We start from the raw sequence: 20,229 nt of genomic DNA, 5'->3' as shown, positions 1-20,229 counted from the left end.
GCGCTGAAGTGATACTTCTAGTGTCTGCCGAAACCTGAAGTGATACTTCAGCCGCGGGCCGGACCGGCCCCGGCGGGTCGAGGAGGTGCCGGTGAGCGGCGTGTTGCCCAAGCTGCGTGGTCTGTCCGACCACCTGACGCCGGCCGAGCGGCGAGCCTGCGACTACGTCCTCGCGCACCCGGAGTTCGTCCTGGCCAGCCGGCTCAACGAGGTGGCGAAGGCGAGCCGGTCGAGCGAGGCGACGATCATCCGGCTGTGCCGCAAGGCCGACCTGAGCGGCTACCAGGAGCTGCGGCTCGCACTCGCCCAGGAGGACAACGGCCGCGGCCGCGACATCGAGGGCATCCACGAGGACGTCGGCGCCGACGACTCGCCGCGCACCGTGCTGGACAAGGTCTTCCACTCGTTCATCGACGCGCTCAAGGACACCCTCGACGTGGTCGATGCCGACGAGTTCGCCGCCGCCGTCGCCGCGATCTCCGGCGCACGGAGCCTGAGCTTCTTCGGGTTCGGTGCCTCCGGGGCCGCGGCGCAGGCGGCGCACTTCCGGTTCATGCGGCTGGGCGCGCCGACCTACGTGCTCACCGACGTCAGCGCCCAGCTCAGTCGGGTGGCGCTGCTGGGGCCGGGCGATGTCGTCGTCGCGATCTCGCACTCCGGCCGCACGAAGGACCTCGTGTTCTCGGCGGGCCAGGCACGCGAGCGGGGGGCGAGCGTCGTCGCGATCACCCAGTACGGCAGGTCGCCGCTGACCGACGCCGCCGACCATGCGCTGCACACCTCGTCGGTCGAGACCGCGTTTCGCGCCGAGGCGATGGCCTCGCGGGTCGCGCAGCAGGCGCTGCTCGACGCCCTGTTCGTGGCCGTGTCGCTGCCGAAGTCGCACGAGGTCGTCGGCGCGGTCGACGAGCACCACCGGCTTCTCGACGCCCTCCGGCAGCGCTGAAGACGATGGCACTCACTCGACGACACCTGCTCGCGACCGGGGCGGCCGCCGCGGCGGGCCTGTCGGTGGCCGGCTGCGGCCGCTCCGGTGCCGGCGGCGGTCCGAGCCCGACCGATCTGAACTTCTGCCAGGCGGTCCAGGTGACCTCACTTGCCCCGATGGGCAAGCAGCCGCAGGGGTACCCGTCCGGATACGAGGCGGCGTTCGCGGTGTACTCCGGGCTGGTGCGGCTGGCGCCGGACATGAGCTTCCAGCCGGACCTGGCCCGACGCTGGTCGGTCGCCGCCGACGGCAGGACGTGGACCTTCCAGCTGCGTACCGGGGTGCGGTTCCACGACGGCACGGCGTTCGGCGCCGACGATGTCGTCGGGTACTTCACCAAGATGCTCGACCCGGACTACAACCTGTCGGCCTACAGCCTGTGGTCGCCGATCGCGTCGGTGCGGCGGGTGGACGCGCGTACCGTCCGGATCACCACCAAGCAGCCGTACTCGGCGCTGCTCAACACGCTGGCGCACGGCTCCGGGCTGATCCCGAGCCGGGCACTGGTCGCCGCCGGCGAGGCGAAGGCCGCCCTGCACGCCGTCGGTACGGGCCCGTACACGCTGTCGTCGTTCACGCCTGGCAGCCGGCTGGTGCTCGAGAGGAACCGGGCGTACTTCGGTGCGCTGCCACGGCACGAGACGCTCACGTTCACCTACGTCGGGGACGCGTCGGGCCGGCTGGCCGCGTTGGAGGCCGGGCAGGCGCAGCTGATCGACGCGCTGCCGGTCGAGCAGGCCAAGTCGGTCACCCTCAACGCGAGCAAGCGGCTGTCGAGCGGGTCGGGGCTGCAGACCTTCGGCATCGGCATCAACCAGGCCAATCCGCTGCTGACCGATGTCCGCGTCCGGCGAGCGCTGAACCTGGCCGTCGACGTGCCGGCGATCGTCAAGGTCGTGCTGCGCGGCCGGGCGCGGACGCTGACCTCGCCGCTCGCCGAGCGCACCAACGGGTACGCGAAGGTCGGCGCGGTCGCGCACGACAAGGCGCGGGCACTGGAGTTGTTGCGCCAGGCCGGATGCACGACCGACTCGGCGGGGCGGCTGCACCACCACGGACGTCGGGTGGTGCTCCGACTGCGCACCCCGGACGGGATGTACGTCAACGACGTGCTCGTCGCGCAGGCCGTACAGGCCGAACTGGCCGAGATCGGGATCGCGGTCACCATCCAGAAGGTGGACAAGTCGACGTTCTGGGCCGGGATCCAGGTCGCGAAGAAAGCCGGCGACTTCGACCTGGCGCTGTTCGGTTTCAACCCGTCGCACGGGTCGGGCGCGCTGCAACTGGACATCATGTACCGCTCGAACGCCAGCGCGGACAAGGTCGCCGGCTGGAACTTCTGCTGGTACCGCAACGATCGCGTCGACCGGCTGCTCACCGAGGCACTGACCACTGTGGACGCCGCCCGGCAGCGCGCGGTCATGCGGCAGGCCCAGCAGCTGATCTGGCACGACTACCCCTACATCTGGCTGTACGCGCCGGACAACCTGATCGCCTACGACAGCACGCTGGCGCATCCGGTCGTGTTGCCCGTCGGATTCGCTCTCCCGTCCCGAACCTCCTGATCGGTGCGCTGATGCCTCGCTACCTTCTGACCCGGCTGATCGTGCTGGTGACCCAGGCGTTCCTGGTCCTGACGCTGGTGTTCGTGCTGTTCCGGCTCGCGCCGGGCGACCCGGCGAAGCTGATCCTGGGGCCGACCGCGACACCCGACCAGGTCGATCGGCTGCGCGAGCAGCTCGGGCTCGACCAGCCGGTACTCAGCCAGTACGGCCACTACCTGGGCGACATCGTCGCCGGAAACTTCGGCCGGTCGACGAGCTACTCGCAGCCGGTGCTGCAGGTGATCTCCGGGCACCTGGCGGCGACCCTGGTACTGCTCGCGACCAGCCTGGCGATCGCCGTCACGATCGGCGTCGCGGCCGGGATCTTCTCGGCGATCCGGCCCCGATCGGTGTTCTCGAAGGGCACCCTGCTCGTCTGGGTGGCGCTGCTCGCGGTCCCGAACTTCTGGCTGGGCATGCTGCTGATCCAGCTGTTCGCGGCGAAGCTGCACTGGCTGCCGGCGATCGGGGCGACCGGTGCCGCCGGCGTCGTACTGCCCGCGATCGCCGTCGCGGCACGGCTGGTGGCGCTGATCGCCCGGCTCACCCGGGCGAGCATGCTGGAGACCCTCGGCGAGGACTTCGTCCGGACCGCGACCGCACGCGGCGTGTCCCCGGCCCGGCTGATCTTCCTGCACGCGCTCAAGCCGGCGGCGCCGGCGATCCTGACGATGATCGGCATGCAGGCCGGCTACCTGCTCGGCGGCGCGGTGGTGGTGGAGAACCTGTTCTCCTATCCGGGCATGGGACAGCTGCTGCTGTCGGCGGTCAGCCAGCGCGACTACCCGCTCATGCAAGGGATCACGGCGATGTTCGTGCTCGGGTTCCTGCTGATCAACCTGGTCGTCGACCTGCTCTGTACCCGCATCGATCCGCGGACCCGACCCCTGGCAGGTGCCCGATGAGCGTCCAGTCGACCGCGCTTGGCCGGGTCCGGTCACTGCCGAGCTCGCTGCTGGTCGGGGTGGTGATCGTGGCCGTGGTGGTCGTGGTGGGTGCCGCGGCACCGCTGCTCGCCCCGTACTCGCCGACGAAGCTGCACCTGCTCGATGCGCTGCAGGGCCCGTCGCTCGCACACCCGTTCGGTACCGACGCGCTGGGCCGAGACCTGCTGTCCCGGGTCGTCTACGGCGCCCGGTACGAGCTGTCGGTCATCGTCCCGGTCATCGTGCTGGTCACCGTCGTCGGAGTGCCGCTGGGCATGGTCGCCGGGTACCGCAGGGGCTGGACGGACCGCTCGATCTCGTTCGTGTCCGACTCGGTGCTGACGTTCCCGGCCATGGTGCTTGCCGTGGTGCTCGTCGCGATCTTCGGCAGCGGGTACCTGTCGCTGGTGGTCACCATCACGATCACCCAGGTGCCGCAGATGGTGCGCTACGCCCGGGGCTTCACCGGCGGGGTCGCCGCGGCCGAGTACCTGTTGGCGGCCAAGGCATCCGGCACCCGGGCGCTCGGCACCCTGGCCCGGCACGTACTGCCGAACATCGCCGGCTCGGTGGTCGTGGTCGCGAGCCTGTTCGCCAGCGAGGCGCTGCTGGTCATCACCGCGTTGGGGTTTCTCGGCATCGGCGTGCAGCCGCCGACTCCGGAGTGGGGAACGATGCTCAGCGAGGGGCGGCAGGACTTCACGACCTCGCCCCAGGTGATGCTGTTTCCCGGCCTGGCGATCGCGGTGCTCATCCTGGGTTTCAACCTTCTCGGGGACGGTCTCCGGGACGTGGTAGACAAGAGGAACAACTAGCGTGCATGCAACCAGCAGTCCAGCGGCCGACGCGGCACCCTCGCCGGAACAGCAGCAGCTGTACCGACTCGGGGTCGCGGTCGAACGGCTGATCGCCGCCGACATCCCGTCCCGGGGCGTGGTCGAACAGCTGCACCAGGCGGCGCTGGAGGCCTCCACCGGCGAGCCGCTGGCCTACGCGGCCGCTCGCGCTCTCACCCAGCGCGTCGAGCCCGGCGACCGGGTGCTGATCTGCACCGGGTGGCCGTCCCGGTCCTGGCTGCTGGAGGGCTTGACCGAGACCGACGGCCCGGCCGGCGCCGCCTACCTCGCCCGGGTGTTGGAGCAGGCGCTGGGCATCGTCCCGATCCTCGTGGTCGCACCGGGGCTGGAGGCGTTCGCCCGCGCCGCGCTGGGCGGCGCCGGCATGATCGTCGCCGACGTGGCGACCGCGCTGCGCAGCAAGACCGGCAGGCACCGGGCCTCGGTCGCCGCGGTACAGCCGTTCACCACCGATCCGGTCGCCGCGCCCACGGCAGCCGCGCAGCTGATGGCGGAGCTGGCTCCCGCGGCGGTGGTCGCCATCGAGATGCCGGGCGCCAACGCCGACGGCGAGTACCACAACATCACCGGCCGGCTGGTCCCCACCGAACTGGTCGCCAAGGCCGACGCGATCTTCGCGAACGCCGCGGCCAGCGGGGTGCTGACCGTGGGCATCGGGGACGGCGGCAACGAACTCGGCATGGGCAGCATCGCTCCGGCGGTGGCGAAGGTCCTCACCGACGGCGACCGGGTCGCACCGGCGCAGCCGGTCGACCAGCTGGTCGTCGCGTCGGTGTCCAACTTCGGCGCGGTCGGCATCGCCGCATCCGTTGCGGCGCTGGCCGACCGGCCAAAGATCCTGCGCACCGTCGACCTGCAGCGCATCACCGACCGGCTCGCCGACGTCGGCGCGATCGACGGCCTGAGCTCCTATGTGGACCCGAACAACGACGGGCTGCGGCCGCGGGCGACCACCGCACTGCTGGAAGTGATCATGACCACCGTCGAGATGCACCTGGGCGGGTGGGTCAAGGGATGAGCACGCACGCGTGGTCGAACCTGGGGCTGCCCCGGGTGCTCAACGCCGCCGGCAAGATGACCTACCTGGGCAGCGCGACGCTGCCGGCCACGGTCGTCGACCGGATGGCTGCCGCCGCGACCCAGCCGGTCGAGATGGCCGAGCTGGCCCGCCGCAGCGGCGACCATCTCGCCGACCTGCTCGGTGTGCCGGCCGCGGCGGTCGCCGCCTCGGCCTCCGCCGGGCTGGTCCAGGCGGTCGCCGCGACCGTCGTCGGCGCCGACCCGGCGCTGGTGCAGACGGTCCCGGACGTGTCGACGAGCAGGCGCCGGGTCGTGCTGCAGCAGTCGCACGCGGTCGACTTCGGCGCCCCGGTCACCCAGTTGATCCGGCTCGGCGGCGGCATCCCGGTCCCGGCCGGCAGCGCGAACCGGTGCGCCGCGACGCACCTGGCCGCCGCGATCGGCGCGGACACCGCCGCGGTGCTGTACGTCGTCAGCCACCACGTGCACGCCGAGACCCAGGTGAGCCTCGCCGAGACCGTCGAGCTCGCACATGCCCACCAGGTACCGGTGATCGTCGACGCCGCCGCCGAGAGCGACCTGACCGGCTACGTGACCGCCGGCGCCGACCTGGTCGTCTACAGCGGGCACAAGGCGATCGGCGGCCCCACCTCGGGGCTGGTCGTCGGAGCTCGGGCACTGGTCGACGCCTGCGCGGCGCAGTCGACCGGCGTCGGCCGCACGATGAAGGTCGGCAAGGAGACGATCGCGGGCCTGCTCGCCGCCGTCGAGGCGTACCAGTCGGGTACCGACCAGCTCGCCGCGCTCACCGAGCGGGTCGACGCCGCGCGCCAGGCGATCGGCACCGACCTGCCGGTACGGCTGAGCATCGAGACCGACGCCACCCGGCCGATCCCGCGGCTGATCGTCGAGCTGCTGCCCGGTGCGGGGCTGACCGCACGCGAGCTCATCGCCCGGTTGGAGGCCGGCGACCCGTCGGTGCGTACCCGCAACCACGATGCCGACCGCGGCCGGATCGGCGTCGACCCGCGCGAGCTGACCGTCGACGGCGCAGCCCAGGTGGGGCAGGCGATCCGGGCCGCGATCGGGGTACGGGAGCAGGGGCGATGACGCCGATGCGAGTGATCCTCAACGTGCAGACCAACGACGTCGACTGCGCCGCCGCGGCAACCGACCGGTACCCGGGGCGCCTCGCGGTCGGGGTGCCGGTGAAGGGGTTCGCCGAGCTCGGCGACGCGGTCGCCGTCGTGGCAGCGATGCAGCGGCGCAGCGTGCGGGTCTCGGCCGGGCTCGGCGACGGCGCCGCCGACCAGTGGCGCCGCGCGCACGATCTCGCCGTCGCGACCCGCCCGTACCACCTCAACCAGGTGTACCCGGCGGCCGGCTACTCCGCCGGCGCCCTCGCCGCGGCGGGCGCGCCGACGATCGTCAACGCGCTGCTGCGACCGGGAGGCACCGTCGGGACGGTACGCGTCGGTACCGGGCCGGTCTCGTCCGGTTGCGCGCAGCCGGACGTACCGGTCGAGGTCGCGGTGGCGCTGGTGCACGAGATCGGGCTGCCGTCGGTGAAGTTCTTCCCGATGCGGGGTCTGGAGCACCTCGACCACTACCGGGCCCTCGCCGCGGCGGCCGCGCCCTACGGGCTGATGGTCGAGGCGACCGGCGGGCTGAGCCCGGACAACCTCCGGCAGGTACTGGCGGCGAGCGCCGCGGCGGGCCTGCACAGCGTGATGCCGCACCTGTACAGCTCGGTGAAGCTCGCCGGGACCGATCTGCTCGACTTCGCCACGCTCGATCGGGCGATGGCCGTGGTCGACGAGTTCGGCGCGGGCCGGCCATGAGTGCCCCGCTTGTCTGCGCCGTCGATGTCGGCTCGACCCGGATCAAGGCCGCGCTGCGGGCTGCCGGCGAGCCGGCCACGGCAGCCGGCACGGCCCCGTACCCGGCGGGGGCCGCCCACGATGCGGTCTGGCACGCGGTCACCGCCACGATTCGGGAGCTGATGCGGCACGGACGCCCCGACGCGCTGATCCTCGGCGCCCAGATGGGCGGGCTGTGTCTGCTCGACCGACGGTACGAGCCGATCGGCGCCCTCGAACCCGGCATCGACCTGGACCCGGACGCCGCGCACCGCCTCGACCTGACCCGGTCGGGCTGCGAACAGGACCGGCCCACGGCCGCGCACCGGCTCGCCGCCCTGCTGTCGGCCGACCCGACGCTGCGACCGGCCGTGACGCTGGTCGGCGGGGTCAAGGAGTACCTGCTGCGCCGGCTCACCGGCGCCTGGGTCAGCGACCCGGCATCGGCGTCCGCGTCCGGCTTCTACGACCTCGCCACGGGCACCTGGTCGGCCGAGACGTGCGCCGCCGTCGGCATCGACCCGGCCGGGTTGCCGGCGATCGAGGACCCCGGCACGATCGTCGGGTCGCTCACCGCGGCCGCGGCACGCGCCTGCGCCCTGCCCGCCGGTACCCCGGTGTGGTGTGGTATCGGCGACGGGCCGGCGGCGAACCTGTCGGCGGCGGCGACCGACTGGCACGGCGCGTGCCTGTCGCAGGGTACGACGACCGTCGCGCGGGTGCTCGGCCGCCGCGCCCGGCCACCGGCGGTCGGGCCGGACTGCTTCACCCAGCACGTGTCCACCGGCTGGTGGGCGGTCGGCGCGCGGGTCGTCACCACGGCGGTACCCGACCCGGCCCGGCAGGTACTGGAGCGCATCGGGCGGCGGATGCCGATCGAGCGTGTCCTGGTCACCGGCGGCAGCGCCAGCCAGGTCGACGATCCGCGAGCCCGACCGGTTACCGCCGACCGCGCCGACGGCACCCGCGGGCTGGCACTGATCGCCGCCGGCGCCGCGCTGCGCACCGACCAGCCCGTCCCCACGGCGGAAGGATGGCAATGAGCATCCCACGAACGGTCCTCGACATCCGCGACCTGACGATCCGCACCCGCACCAGCGCCACCCCACTGGTCGACGCCGTCTCGGTACGGGTCTCCGCCGGGGAGAGCGTGGCGCTGGTCGGCGAGTCCGGCAGCGGAAAGAGCCTCACCTCGCTGGCCTCGCTACGGCTGCTGCCCGACACCCTTCAGGTGCGCGGCACGATCGAACTCGACGGCGAGTCGGTGCTCGACATGTCCCCGCAACGGCTCCGGGAGGTACGCGGGACCACCGCCGCGGTCATCTTCCAGGAGCCGATGTCCTCGCTCAACCCGGTCCTGACCGTGCAGACCCAGCTGTACGAGGCGCTGCGCGGCACGCCGCGAGCGGGCAAGCGCGCCGCCGCGCTGGAACTGCTCGACCAGGTCGGCATCACCGACCCCACCCGCCGGCTGCGCCAGTACCCGCACGAGCTGTCCGGCGGGATGAGCCAGCGCATCATGATCGCGATCGCGCTGGCCGGTAGGCCGTCCCTGCTGATCGCCGACGAGCCGACCACCGCGCTGGACGTGACCATCCAGGCGCAGGTGCTCGAACTGCTTCAGCGGCTGGCGCGGGAACTGGACATGGCTGTGCTGCTGGTCACCCACGACCTCGGGATCGTGGCGGAGAACTGCGACCGGGTCAATGTCCTGTACGCCGGGCGCATCGTCGAGACCGGCCCGACCGACACCGTGTTCGGCAACCCACGACACCCTTACACCCGGGCGCTGTTCGCCTCGATCCCCGACGTCGACGCCGCACCCCGGCGACTGCCGTCGCTACCCGGCACCGTACCGACGCTGGCGACGATGCCGGACGGGTGCCGGTTCCACCCGCGCTGCCCGCTCGCCGAGGCCAGGTGCGCCGTGTCGACCCCGCCGCTGGTCGCCCACGACGGTGGCGGCGAGGGTGCCTGCTGGATGATCGGAGCAGTCGCATGACCACCCCCCTGCTGCAGGTCGAGAACCTGCGCAAGCAGTACCCGGTCGGGCGGCGCAGCGTGCGTGCCGTCGACGACGTGTCCTTCGCCGTACCGGCGGGGCAGACCGTGGCACTGGTCGGCGAGTCCGGCTGCGGCAAGAGCACCACCGGGCTCGCCACCCTGCGGTTGATCGAGCCCAGCGGTGGACGGATCACCTTCGACGGTACGGACGTCACCACGATGGGCCGCCGACAGCTGCGGGCCGCCCGGTCCCGGATGCAGATCGTGCTGCAGAACCCGCGCTCCCAGCTCGATCCGCGGATGCGGATCCGCGACAGCGTGCTCGAACCGCTGCGGGCGCAGCGATCCGGCACCCGGGCGGCGATGCGCGACCGGGTCGCCGAGTGCCTGGAGCTGGTCGGGCTGCCCGCCGACCTGGCGCCGCGCTACCCGCACCAGCTGTCCGGTGGGCAGCGTCAGCGCGTGGCGATCGCGCGGGCGCTTGCCACCGAGCCGGAACTGATCGTGCTCGACGAGGCGGTCTCGGCACTCGACGCGTCGGTACAGGTGCAGGTCCTGAACCTGCTGCAGGACCTGCAACAGCGCCTCGGCCTGTCGTACGTGTTCATCTCGCACAACATGGCCGCCGTGCGCTACCTCGCGCACCGCGTCGTGGTCATGTACCTCGGCCAGAGCGTCGAGTCCGCCCCCGCCGACGAGCTGTTCACCCGGCCGGCGCACCCCTACACCGAGGCGCTGCTGTCCGCGGTACCGTCGGCCAGCCGACCGCGCGACCGGGAACGCATCGTGCTGCGCGGCGACACCCCGAGCCCGTTCGAACGGCCCACCGGCTGCGTGCTGCGCACCCGATGCCCACGGGCGCGGGACATCTGCGCGACGACGCCCCCGCCCCCGCGCGAGCTGGTCGCTAACCACACGGTCTCCTGCCACTTCCCCCTCGAACACAGCGGCTGAGCCCGCCGGCGGTCACCGTTCTTTCGGGCCTGGCCGGCCGCTCCTGGGCCCGGTCGACCGCGGCGCGCTCGGAATCCGGGCCGACGATCCGGAAATTTGCGAACTAACCCGGGCAAGCTTGACAAGTGTCACCGGTTCTGTGATTTTCAGTGACGGACTCATGACTCTGCGGACTGCCACGGCGCGCACGGGACGTGAGTACCGAACCCACCGCGTCGCCTGCCGGCCACGAGACCGGCCGGCGTCGCCTGCCGAATGGGGGAACCGTGACTACCAGCTGGATCCTGGCCTTCGACGCGGGCTGCCGATCATGCACCGACGTGGTGGATCGGGTACGCGCCAGCACGAACGGCAAGCTCGACACCGCCGGCCTGACCGAGCCGCGGATCCGCCGGTGGCGGCAACAGGCCCTCGGCGAGGACGCACCATGGGCGCCCACCCTGCTCGCGGTCGACGGCGACGAGGTCCACGCCTGGACCGGGCCGGCGCTGTCGCTTCGCCTCGTCCGGCTGCTCGGCATGGTCGACTCGGCGCGGGTGGTCCGCGCCCTCAACCGCGCCGACATCGTGCGGCATCCCAGCCGCCGCAAGCTGCTCAAGGCGGTGCCGCTGCTCGGCCTCGGGGCGTTCGTGGTCTCCGGCGGGCTCGCCGCGCCGGCGATGGCCGCCACCCGGACCAACAACGGCGCGGCGGCGAAGTGGGCCCGGGCCAACGCCGGCCGACTGCCCACCGCCTACCGGGACTTCACCGCCTACCCGATGGCGTACCGCAGGGCGATGTTCAACGTGCTGCCCTCGGCGGCGCGCGCCAAACTCTGGAGCGCGCACTTCGCGCACTACCGGCAGACCCATCCGGGGCTGTCGCGCGCGCAGCTGCGCGTGATCGACGACGTCGAGCGGTTGGCACCGCGAGTTCTCACGACCGGTCGAGGTCGCGACGACCTGCGCGAGTTGGCGACCGCGGCGGTCACCGCGTTCGACGCCGAGGAGGCCCGGGCGCTGCTGGGCACCCTCGGACCGCAGCAGGCCACGCAGCCGGCCGGCGAGCAGGGACCCGTACCGGCGCTCGCCGGCGACGGCCGTGCGGCTGCCGGCGATGCCGCGAAACCATCGGTCGACCTGTGGTGCGAGCCCTCCGGTCCGGACTGCGACACCAACTGCGAGGCCGTCACCGGCTGCGACGATCTCTGTTACGGGCCCTGCGTCTGCAGCTCCAGCGGCTGCGGGGACCTGTGGCTCGACGAGTGCAACGGGCTCTGCGGCGAGTGAACCGGCCCGGCCGCACCTGACGGCGGCCCACCGATGACCGCGCCACGCCCGGGCGGCGACCGCCAGGAACAGCAGGCGTGGCCGACCTGCACGGAGGATCGAGCAGAAGGCCGGCGTCCGGCGACGCCGGCCTTCCGGTGTCGAGTGGACGTGCCTTCAGCGCGACCGCCGCCCGGGATCGGACCTCACCGGGCCGCCTGCTCGGCTGCGCACCGAGCTGGACCGCACAGCCCGACGGCGCTATCGCAGATCGCCGGTCTCGCCAGTACGAACGATCTCGCCGGCGACCTCGCGCAGCTTGGTGTTGCGCTCCTGCGACAACCGGGCCAGCACGGCGAAAGCACGCTCGGCGTCGACCTTGTGGCGCTCCATGATGATGCCCTTCGCCTGCCCGATCAGGTCGCGTGACTCCAGCGCCACCGCCAGGTTCGCCGAGTGGCGGGCCAGCGTGACGACCACAGCGAGCTGAGCCGCCAGCGCCGTCGCGAGCCGCTCGGCGTCGGCGCGAAGCCGGCTCGGCTGCTGGCAGTACAGGTTCAGCACGCCAGGGTTGTCGGGTTCACCGAAGGGCACCGACAGAGCGGCCGTGATGCCGTTGTCCGTCGCCCGCGGCGTGAACTCGGGCCACCCGGGGTCGGTGACCAGATCGTCACACACCACGATTCGCCCGGTCGAGACCGCGGCGAAGTAGGGCCCTTCTCGCAGCATGTACTGCAGGCCGTCGAGCCGAGCGGCGAGCTCGTGGGACGCCGCCACCGTCCACGGGCCGACCGCGTCGGTCAGCGTGATGCCCGCCAGGGCACCCAGGCTGTCGGCGGCCGCGCCCACAGCCGACCGAAGATACTTGCCCTTTGTAAAGCGAAGGATGTCAGTGCGCTCCGCTTCCCCAGGCAAGCTGCCAGTCTCGGCCTCGACCATGCCCACCCCCCCACCGCTACGAGCTCGTCGGCGCCACGGCGTGGGCACACGTCTCGGACTCAGCCGCCGAAGCGGAGTCCGCAAGTCGGCTGCCACAAGCATAGGGCAGTTCGGCGCCGGCGTCTGCTGCCGAGAGCGTCGACGACCCCGGAGGCCCGGTAGGACTGGTCGTCCGGTTTCGGGGTACCCAACCTCAGCTGGCTGTCGATTGCGGTTCTGTTGGTGAGCTTGGTCTTTGCGGTGTCGGGTCGCGCCGCACGCTTCGTGGACCGCGGTAGCGATGCCCCCGGCCCGGTGGATCACCGGCTTCTTCGCCCGGTCCGGCAGCGGGCATCGCCGGTACCGCCGCCGAAGCCGGTGTCGGCTGGCGGGCGATCCACCACCGGACGCGGGTGGCGTCCCTGCGGCTGCTCGCACCCGGTGCGCGGGACCGCTGACCACGGTCGCTGGCCGCGGCCAGCGGGGACGAAGCTGCGACTCGCCGGCTCACGTGTGTTCCTTTACACACGGCAACAAACCGTCGTCGCTGTCGTAGCCCGGCGCGGTAGGCGCGGGGCCGCGCGCCACGGCACTTTCCCATTCTGGGCAGTCTCTGTGTGGGAACAGATCATGGTCTTCGTCGCCGGAGCGGCCGGCGGCGTCCGCGCCACGTCATGGCCGGGCTGCTGGCCGCCCGGCAAGCTGTTGCCCGCAGGCAGCAGGGCTCGGCCAATCGGAAGAAGGCAGCCGTGAACCGCGCTCGCGCTCGAGCGCCGGGGGCCGATACCCGACGGGACCGGCAGCACAAGCGACCCACCAGGGGGGCGAGTCCATGCAAGCAGGCGTGTTCGCACCGTCCGACGTCCTGCCGGTCGTCGATTCCGTCGATCGTCCGTCGGCGACGAGCAGTACCTCGCGGGCAAGGCGACTGGTCGGCAGGGCCGATGCCAGCTGGGCGTCGTAGGCGAGCTGTTGCAGCTTGGTCAACTCGTCGTCTCCCGGACGAGGGGTCGGCGGTCTGCGACGGCGCGGATGACGGGGCGGGGCGAGGAAGGCGGTCTGGTGGGATCTTGACACGTTCGACTGGTGCGGGGAACGATCCAGACAACGTTGTCATGCGCGGCGCGACCGTGGCACCGGAGCCACCCGTCCCGCCGGCAATGCGCAACCGGTCCCCCACCGGAAGGAAGCATGGTGTCCGAGCAGTCAAGACCCGCGCCGTCGACGCTGCGCCGGCGCGCGATAGCCGGTGTCGCGGTGGTCGCCGCGGCCGTCGCGGCGGTCGCCGCCGTACCCGCGCCCGCGGCGGCCGCACCGTCGCCGGTGCGCGATCCCGTCGCCTACGTCAACCCGCTGATCGGCAGCGCCAACGCCGGCAACACGTACCCGGGTGCGGTGCGCCCGTTCGGCATGCTCGCCTGGAGCCCGCAGAACACCACCGGCGGCATCTCGACGCCCGCGCCTGGCGGGTACCGCTACGACGCGACGAAGATCCGTGGCTTCAGCCTCACCCACCTCAGCGGGATCGGTTGCTACGGCGCCAACGGCGACATCCCGATCATGCCGTACGTGGGTGCGGTCGACTCGTCGCCGTCGGCCGACAGCAAGGACGCGAAGTACGCCAGCACGTTCTCGCACGACAACGAGACGGCACGGGCCGGCTACTACCGGGTCGGGCTGGACAGCGGCGCGTCGGCCGAACTGACCGCGACCGAGCGCACCGGATCGGGCCGGTTCGGCTTCCCCGCCGGCAAACCGGCCAGCATGCTGTTTCGCACCTCCAACTCCGAGACCGGCAGCACCGACGCCACGGTCGAGGTCGACGCGGCGCACCACATCGTGACCGGATCGGTCACCGCCGGCAACTTCTGCGGGCCGCAGAGTGCGAACAACCGCCACGACAACTACACCCTCTACTTCACCGCGCACTTCGACCGCTCGTTCGCCGGCTTCGGCACCTGGCACGACGGCACGCTCAACCAGGGCTCGTCGGCCGCGACCGGCGGTACCGGCTTCGACGGCAACGGCATCCCGGCCGCCGGCAAGGGATCCGGTGCGTACGTGACGTTCCCCGACGGCACCACGAAGGTCGGCGTCAAGGTCGCCATCTCCTACGTCAGCGCGGCCAACGCGGAGCGCAACCTGCGCACCGAGAACCCGGCGCACACGTCCTTCGACCGGGTACGCAGCGACGCGGCCGCGGCCTGGCGCCAGGAGCTGAAGAAGGTGGCGATCAGCGGCGGCACCGACGAGCAGCGCACCACCTTCTACACCGCCCTGTACCACTCGATGCTGGAGCCGACGCTCACCAGCGACGTCGACGGCCGCTACCTCGGCGCCGACCGCAAGCCGCACCGGCTGACCGGCCGCCAGCACGCGCAGTACGGCACGTTCTCGGGCTGGGACCAGTACCGGGCGCAGGTGCAGCTGCTCACCCTGCTCAATCCGCGGATCGGTAGTGACTACGCCCAGTCGATGTTCAACTATGCCGGCCAGCGCGGCGGCGAGTGGGACCGCTGGCTGCTGGAGAACGGCAAGACCTCGGTGATGGCCGGCGATCCGGCCGCGGCCGCGGTGGCGGCGATCTACGCGTTCGGCGGCCGCGACTTCGACGCCCGCGGCGCGCTGCGCTCGCTGATCACGGCGGCGACCGTGCCGACCGCGAACGACTCGTCCAGCGCCGGGTGCAACGTCGAGTGCGTCGGCGAGCGACCGGCCCTGGACAAGTACCTGAAGCTCGGGTACGTGCCGGCCGACGGCTGCCACTGCTGGGGCGGTGCGGCGGAGACGCTGGAGGACGCGGCGGCCGACTTCGCGCTGGCCGAACTGTCCGGCCAGCTCGGCGACCGGGGCAACGAGCGGACCTTCCGGGACCGCGCGGGCGCCTGGAGCAACGTGTTCGACCTGACCGCGACGCCGCAGGGCGGGTACATGCGCAACCGGGCGGCCGACGGCAACTGGTCGTCGCCGTCGTTCAGCCCCGGCACCGGTGACGGGTTCGTCGAGGGCACCAGCGCTCGCTACACGTGGATGGTGTACTCCGACGTGGCGGGGCTGGTCGACGCGCTGGGCGGCCTGGCCGCGGCCGAGCAGCGGCTGGACAACTTCTTCCGTACCGCCGACGGCCGGTTCGACTTCTCCGGCTCCGACGGCACCCGCTACGACCCGACCAACGAACCCGACATCAACGCGCCGTACCTGTACGACTATGTCGGCGCGCCGTACAAGACGCAGCAGACGGTGCGCGCGGAGATGGCGCAGCTGTGGACGAACACGCCGGGCGGCATCCCCGGCAACGACGACGCCGGCACGATGTCGTCGTGGTACGTCTTCTCGGCGCTGGGCATGTACCCCCAGGTGCCGAGCCGGGCCGACCTGGTGCTGACCACCCCGCTGTTCCCGCACGCGGTGATCCGCAGCGGGCACGGCCGGCCGATCACCATCGACGCCCCCGGCGCGTCGGCGGACAACACGTACATCCGTTCGGTGCGGGTCGACGGCAAGAGCTCGAGCCGGCCCTGGGTGCCCGCCTCGTTCGTCACCAGCGGCGGCCGGCTGGAGTTCTCGGTCGGCAGCACGCCGAACACCCGGTGGGGCGCGGCCGCCACCGATGCGCCGCCGTCGTTCCGCCACGGCGAACGGCCGTTCCTGACCGGCGTCGATCCGCTGTCGGCGAAGGTCGAGCCCGGCGGCACCACAAAGGCCAACTACCTGGTGCAGGCGCTGGGTAGCGACGCGCGCCAGGTGCAGTGGAAGGCCGCCGCCCCCGACGGCATCCAGCTCAGCCCGGCCGCCGGCACCGTCACGCTCAACGACGCCGGCCGCGGCAGCGTGCCGCTGACCGTGACGCCGTCGGCCGACGTGACTCCCGGGAGGTACTCCATCACGCTGACCGCGCAGGCACCCGACGGCACGGCGCTGCCGGACGTGAGCTTCCCGGTCACCGTCGCGACCAAGGGCAGCGTGCTGTGGAACCTCAACAACAACGGCATCTCCGCCGACGACGAGCAGCCACAGGCCAACTTCGACGGCGAGGGCTGGAGCTACTCGGCGACCGCGCTGGCGGCCGCCGGGGTACGGCCGGGCGGCACCGTGTCGGCCAACGGCTTCGACTTCGCCTGGCCGAACGTGCAGCCGGGCGATCCCGACAACATCGCTGTCGGCGGCGGTGACCAGGTGCTCAGCGTACCCGGCGGCGACGCCAGCAAGCTGAGCTTCCTCGGCAGCGCGGCGGAGGGCAACGCCAGCGGCACGATCACGCTGACCTACACCGACGGCAGTACCCAGACCGCGACGATCGGGTTCAGCGACTGGACGCTCGGCGGCGGCAGCCAGCAGCCGGCGTACGGCAACATCACGGCGGTGCGCACGCCGTACCGCGACGTGCTCGGCGACGGCAAGGACATGGTGGCGACCTACCTGTTCGCCACGGCACCGATCGCCCTGCAGTCCGGCAAGCAGCTGGCCAGCGTCACGCTGCCGGCCGGTACGCAGGGCGGCGACATCCACCTGTTCGCCGTGGCCACGGCCTGACCCCACGGGGTGGCGGCCCGGCCGCCACCCCGCCTCGCCGCCGGCACGAGACGCTCAGCGCGCTCGCGGAATCTCGGTTTCGGACCCGGCATCCGGTGCGGTAGTAACCGGAGATGATGCGTGGCGCCAAGGTCGGGTTGCGAGCCCGGCGCGAGGAAGATGTCCCCGTCCTGCACTCCGAGCTGTACGACGATGTGGTGATGCGCTCGCGCGCCGACTCCCGGCCGTGGCGACCGATCGGCCAGCTCGCCGACTCTCCGTACGCCGTGCGAGGGCCGGTCGACAACGCGGCCGAGTTCTCCGTGGTCGAACTGGCCAGCGGTCGACTCGCCGGCGAAGCCGTCCTCTGGTCGATCGACACCCACCACCGCAACGCGCACGTCGGACTCTCGGTGCTGCCCGCGTTTCGGGGCCAGGGACTGGGCACCGACGTGGTGCGGGTGCTCTGCCGGTACGGCTTCGAGACGCTCGGCCTGCAACGGCTTCAGGTGGACACGCTCGCCGACAACGTCGGGATGCTCGGTGCCGCCGAACGCGCCGGTTTCGTACGGGAGGGCCGACTGCGCAGCTCGGCCTGGGCCAACGGCGAGTTCGTCGACCTGGTCCTGCTGGGCCTGCTCGCCAGCGACCACCAACCGCCACGAGACGCCCGATGAAGTGACCCGGCTCCCGGGAGGGCGGTGGCCGAGACGACTTCGGCGCCGTTGTCCCGCGCGCGAACCGCGGCTGTCAGGCCGGGGCGGGGCCCCTCCCCGCGCCGGCGATATCGGCTCGCCGCGCCGCTGAGATCGCCTGCGTCCGGCGGTACGCACGCAGGCGAGCGCCTCCCGGCTGCCGGAGTCCGGTGCCGGGAGGCGCTGCCGTGCACGGCTAGGGCAGGGTGAGGCCGTAGTCGTTGAACTCGCGCCAGGCCGGGTAGAAGAACGTGGTCTGGGTGTCGCCGCCGGTCAACGTGCCGAGGCCGGTCGACCCGTTGTAGCCGGGGCCGCCGCTGTCACCGTGGTCGGAGTACACGTCGGTGGCGAACAGGTGGTAGATCACGCCGACGTCGAAGTTGACGGTCTGCTCGACGGCCTCGATGGTGCCTCCGGTCACGCCGGTGGTCGAACCGCTCTTGGTGACCTGCTCGCCCTGGGTCGGCTGACCGATGGAGCTGATCGTCTGGCCGGTGTTGATCTGGCTGGGGCCGTTGCCGCTGGGGTTGGTGATCAGCCCTTCGTCCCCACCGGGCGAGTTACTCGCCACGACCTGTCCACCCATCGGCGACCAGGTGCCGCCGAGGTTGGTGCAGTGCCCGGCGGTGAGCACCATCAGCTGACCGTTGCGCCGTACGTTGAACCCGTCGGAGCAGCGCGCCTGGCTGTTCTGGATCGCGTCGCCGCCGCGCACGTAGGTGCTGAAGTGCCCGGTGGTGTGCTCGACACGTACCTCGCTGCCGTACCGCTGAGCGGCGGCCAGCACGCGCGCCGCACCGGCCTTCGGTGCCGAGTCCGAGATCGTGACGACCACCTGGTTGTGTGCCGTGTCGATGCCCCAGGCGGTGTCGGGCACCCCGGCGAGCCGGTCCAGGCTCTTCTTCGTACTCGTCAACGACGCCGCGCTGTAGTGCACGACGCGGGTGCGCAGCCCGGCCGCCCGTACGGTGCGGGCGGCGGCGGCCGAGGTCACGGTGACCACTGCATGACCGTTGCGGTCCAGGTAGACGCCCGCGTTCTGGTTGCCGAGGCGGTGCGCGACCGTGTTGGCCTGCGGCACGGCCGCGGCCTGGACGGCGGCGGACAGCGCAGGAGCGGCCTGTGCTGGGGTGCTGCCGATGCCGGCGGCGGTCAGTACGCCAACGCCGAGGATCGCGAGCCCGGCGAGTCTGCGATGCATGGAGAGCTCCTTACTAGAGGGGATCAGACGGAGCAAACGGACAAAAGTATAGACACTCGCAAATGCCTCAGAAACCGTCTGGCAGGATCCCGCCACCGCGTAGCACCGACCCGTCGTCTGCTGCCATGACCCGCCGCCGCGCTGCCCGACGCCGAGTCGTGGGACGGACGCGTCCCGCCGGTCCCCCGTCGGCGGGCGTCGACATTTTCGGTATGCCGCCGTTCCCGGGCCCGGCGCGGTTCAGTCTCGGATCGCCGCGCGGGTAGGTCGCCGTGTTCGATGAGGGCATCGATGCCAGCAAGCACGCGCCGCAGGCCGAACTCGAACACCGCGTCCGGCTCGGTGGCGCGGTAGGACTCGGTACCGAACCTCGACACCATCGGCAGCTCGCGCACCTGGAGCGCTGCCGCGATCGCCCGCTGCCGCGACGAGCGCCACCGCTCCCGAGGCGTACCCGCGAGCCCCGGGCCTGCTCGCGATCGTCGCTCAGGTGCGCTCGGTGGTGAGGAAGTCGGTGAACCGGCCCGCCTGCTGCTCGACTCGACGCCGCAGCGCGGCGCTCCACCCGGTCATGGGCGCGAACTCGATCCTGCCGCTGCGCCGATCCCGCAGCTTCCAGGTCCCGATCGGCATCCCGGCCCGAAGCACCGTCGCCGACACCCAGCCACCCTTCCGGTACAGCAGCGTGCGGTCGTCGCCGCAGAACCCGTCCTTGTCTGCGACCGCGAGCAGGTACGGATCGAACTCCGGCAGCAGCGTCAGGTGGTCATCCTCGATGCCGGCATCCAGTGGCCCGGCGTGCGCGTAGGCGGTGCCTTCGATCGTGACGGGGCCCTCGTCTGCCGCGGCCAGAGCGCGACGGGCGGCGGCGGCCGGAAGGCCCGACCAGGCGGCGAACGCGGCCGGCGTACCGAAGACGTTGGCGGTCAGGTATTTGCCGGCAAGCCAACGCTGCGCGGCCGCCACCTCGACCGGGGCCGGCGGTGTCGGCGGCAGCGACAGCGTGATCTCGGTGCCCGAGCCTCGCAGCCGCAGCAGGCCTCGGGCCACCGCGGGCTTGAGGCCGATGCCCCAGGGATGTTCCAGCAGCGTGCGGTAGGGGGCGCCGAGCAGCGCGCCGACCTGCCCGGCCAGTTCGCGCCGGCCCAGCGGTCCGGCGCGCAGGGCCTGGATCATCGCGTCGTTGAGCCGGTCCTCCGCCGACGCCTCGACCCCCCGGCGGGGCCACAGGCGGGTCTCCCGGGCGGCGATGCTGTCGCCCAGCGCCGCGGCGTAGTGCGCGATCTCGGTCTCGGGCACCAGGTGCAGCGTCCCGCGCATCGCCCAGGTGCGCACCAGGTTGGACCATCCGGCATCGGCACCCGCGGCTCCACCGCGCGCCAGGACGCTGAGCGCGGGCACCCGGTCGACCTGCGCCTGCAACCCCGCCACCCGCTCCGCAACC

At 72.1% G+C, this 20,229-nt stretch carries 16 protein-coding genes and 1 pseudogene; 13 read left to right on the top strand and 4 right to left on the bottom strand.

Annotated features, from left to right (window positions below; genetic code table 11):
- The first annotated feature begins 91 nt into the window (after positions 1-91).
- The 11 genes from NUM_RS17260 to NUM_RS17210 all read left to right on the top strand — a co-directional run bounded on the left by NUM_RS17260 (position 92) and on the right by NUM_RS17210 (position 11,480).
- A complete protein-coding gene (locus NUM_RS17260; protein ID WP_207125885.1) occupies positions 92-946 on the top strand; it encodes a MurR/RpiR family transcriptional regulator in 855 nt (284 codons plus the stop codon).
- A gap of 5 nt (positions 947-951) precedes the next feature.
- Positions 952-2,553, top strand: coding sequence for an ABC transporter substrate-binding protein (locus NUM_RS17255; RefSeq protein ID WP_207125884.1), 1,602 nt, complete (start codon positions 952-954; stop codon positions 2,551-2,553).
- A gap of 11 nt (positions 2,554-2,564) precedes the next feature.
- Positions 2,565-3,497, top strand: a complete 933-nt coding sequence (locus tag NUM_RS17250; RefSeq protein WP_207125883.1) for an ABC transporter permease — start codon at positions 2,565-2,567, stop codon at positions 3,495-3,497.
- Positions 3,494-4,333 carry an ABC transporter permease gene (locus NUM_RS17245; RefSeq protein ID WP_207125882.1) on the top strand — a complete coding sequence of 280 codons (840 nt, stop codon included), beginning with the start codon at positions 3,494-3,496 and terminating at the stop codon, positions 4,331-4,333. The genes NUM_RS17250 and NUM_RS17245 overlap by 4 nt, the downstream gene beginning before the upstream one ends.
- Before the next feature lies 1 nt (position 4,334).
- On the top strand, positions 4,335-5,393 hold the full coding sequence (locus NUM_RS17240; protein WP_207125881.1) for a glutamate cyclase domain-containing protein: 1,059 nt from the start codon (positions 4,335-4,337) through the stop codon (positions 5,391-5,393).
- A complete protein-coding gene (locus tag NUM_RS17235) occupies positions 5,390-6,505 on the top strand; it encodes a PLP-dependent aminotransferase family protein (RefSeq protein WP_207125880.1) in 1,116 nt (371 codons plus the stop codon). The genes NUM_RS17240 and NUM_RS17235 overlap by 4 nt, the downstream gene beginning before the upstream one ends.
- Positions 6,502-7,236, top strand: coding sequence for a KDGP aldolase (locus tag NUM_RS17230; protein ID WP_207125879.1), 735 nt, complete (start codon positions 6,502-6,504; stop codon positions 7,234-7,236). Before NUM_RS17235 ends, NUM_RS17230 begins: the two co-directional genes overlap by 4 nt.
- Positions 7,233-8,297: an FGGY family carbohydrate kinase gene (locus NUM_RS17225; RefSeq protein WP_207125878.1), complete on the top strand. Its 1,065-nt coding sequence runs from the start codon at positions 7,233-7,235 to the stop codon at positions 8,295-8,297. Before NUM_RS17230 ends, NUM_RS17225 begins: the two co-directional genes overlap by 4 nt.
- Positions 8,294-9,256: an ABC transporter ATP-binding protein gene (locus NUM_RS17220; RefSeq protein WP_225918644.1), complete on the top strand. Its 963-nt coding sequence runs from the start codon at positions 8,294-8,296 to the stop codon at positions 9,254-9,256. Before NUM_RS17225 ends, NUM_RS17220 begins: the two co-directional genes overlap by 4 nt.
- The gene (locus NUM_RS17215; protein ID WP_207125876.1) at positions 9,253-10,212 is read left to right on the top strand and encodes an ABC transporter ATP-binding protein; all 960 of its coding nucleotides are present in this window, start codon (positions 9,253-9,255) and stop codon (positions 10,210-10,212) included. Before NUM_RS17220 ends, NUM_RS17215 begins: the two co-directional genes overlap by 4 nt.
- 266 nt (positions 10,213-10,478) lie before the next feature.
- Entirely contained in the window at positions 10,479-11,480 is a 1,002-nt protein-coding gene (locus NUM_RS17210; protein ID WP_207125875.1) for a bacteriocin fulvocin C-related protein, read from the top strand.
- Positions 11,481-11,720: 240 nt separating this feature from the next.
- On the opposite strand, the gene NUM_RS17205 is transcribed toward NUM_RS17210, so the two are convergent.
- Positions 11,721-12,398, bottom strand: coding sequence for a GAF and ANTAR domain-containing protein (locus NUM_RS17205; RefSeq protein ID WP_225918648.1), 678 nt, complete (start codon positions 12,396-12,398; stop codon positions 11,721-11,723).
- 1,170 nt (positions 12,399-13,568) lie between these two features.
- On the opposite strand from NUM_RS17205, the gene NUM_RS17200 reads away from it, so the two are divergent.
- Both NUM_RS17200 and NUM_RS17195 read left to right on the top strand, forming a co-directional pair.
- A complete protein-coding gene (locus NUM_RS17200) occupies positions 13,569-16,910 on the top strand; it encodes a GH92 family glycosyl hydrolase (protein ID WP_207125873.1) in 3,342 nt (1,113 codons plus the stop codon).
- Between the two features lie 113 nt (positions 16,911-17,023).
- Positions 17,024-17,566: a GNAT family N-acetyltransferase gene (locus NUM_RS17195; protein WP_207125872.1), complete on the top strand. Its 543-nt coding sequence runs from the start codon at positions 17,024-17,026 to the stop codon at positions 17,564-17,566.
- A 214-nt stretch (positions 17,567-17,780) separates the two neighbouring features.
- Here the strand turns inward: NUM_RS17195 and NUM_RS17190 are convergent, their stop codons facing one another.
- The 3 genes and pseudogenes from NUM_RS17190 to NUM_RS17180 form a co-directional block, all read right to left on the bottom strand.
- Positions 17,781-18,785 carry a S1 family peptidase gene (locus tag NUM_RS17190; RefSeq protein WP_207125871.1) on the bottom strand — a complete coding sequence of 335 codons (1,005 nt, stop codon included), beginning with the start codon at positions 18,783-18,785 and terminating at the stop codon, positions 17,781-17,783.
- Between the two features lie 23 nt (positions 18,786-18,808).
- A pseudogene (locus tag NUM_RS37930) lies at positions 18,809-19,228 on the bottom strand (TetR/AcrR family transcriptional regulator C-terminal domain-containing protein); the annotation flags it as partial.
- A 43-nt stretch (positions 19,229-19,271) separates the two neighbouring features.
- The gene (locus NUM_RS17180) at positions 19,272-20,216 is read right to left on the bottom strand and encodes a DNA glycosylase AlkZ-like family protein (RefSeq protein WP_207125870.1); all 945 of its coding nucleotides are present in this window, start codon (positions 20,214-20,216) and stop codon (positions 19,272-19,274) included.
- Between the last annotated feature and the right edge of the window lie 13 nt (positions 20,217-20,229).

Origin of the sequence: Actinocatenispora comari, assembly GCF_017312725.1 — a bacterium.
Lineage (GTDB): Bacteria > Actinomycetota > Actinomycetes > Mycobacteriales > Micromonosporaceae > Actinocatenispora > Actinocatenispora comari.
The sequence above is the reverse complement of the archived record's forward strand: the minus strand, read 5'-3'. Positions and strand labels throughout refer to the sequence as shown.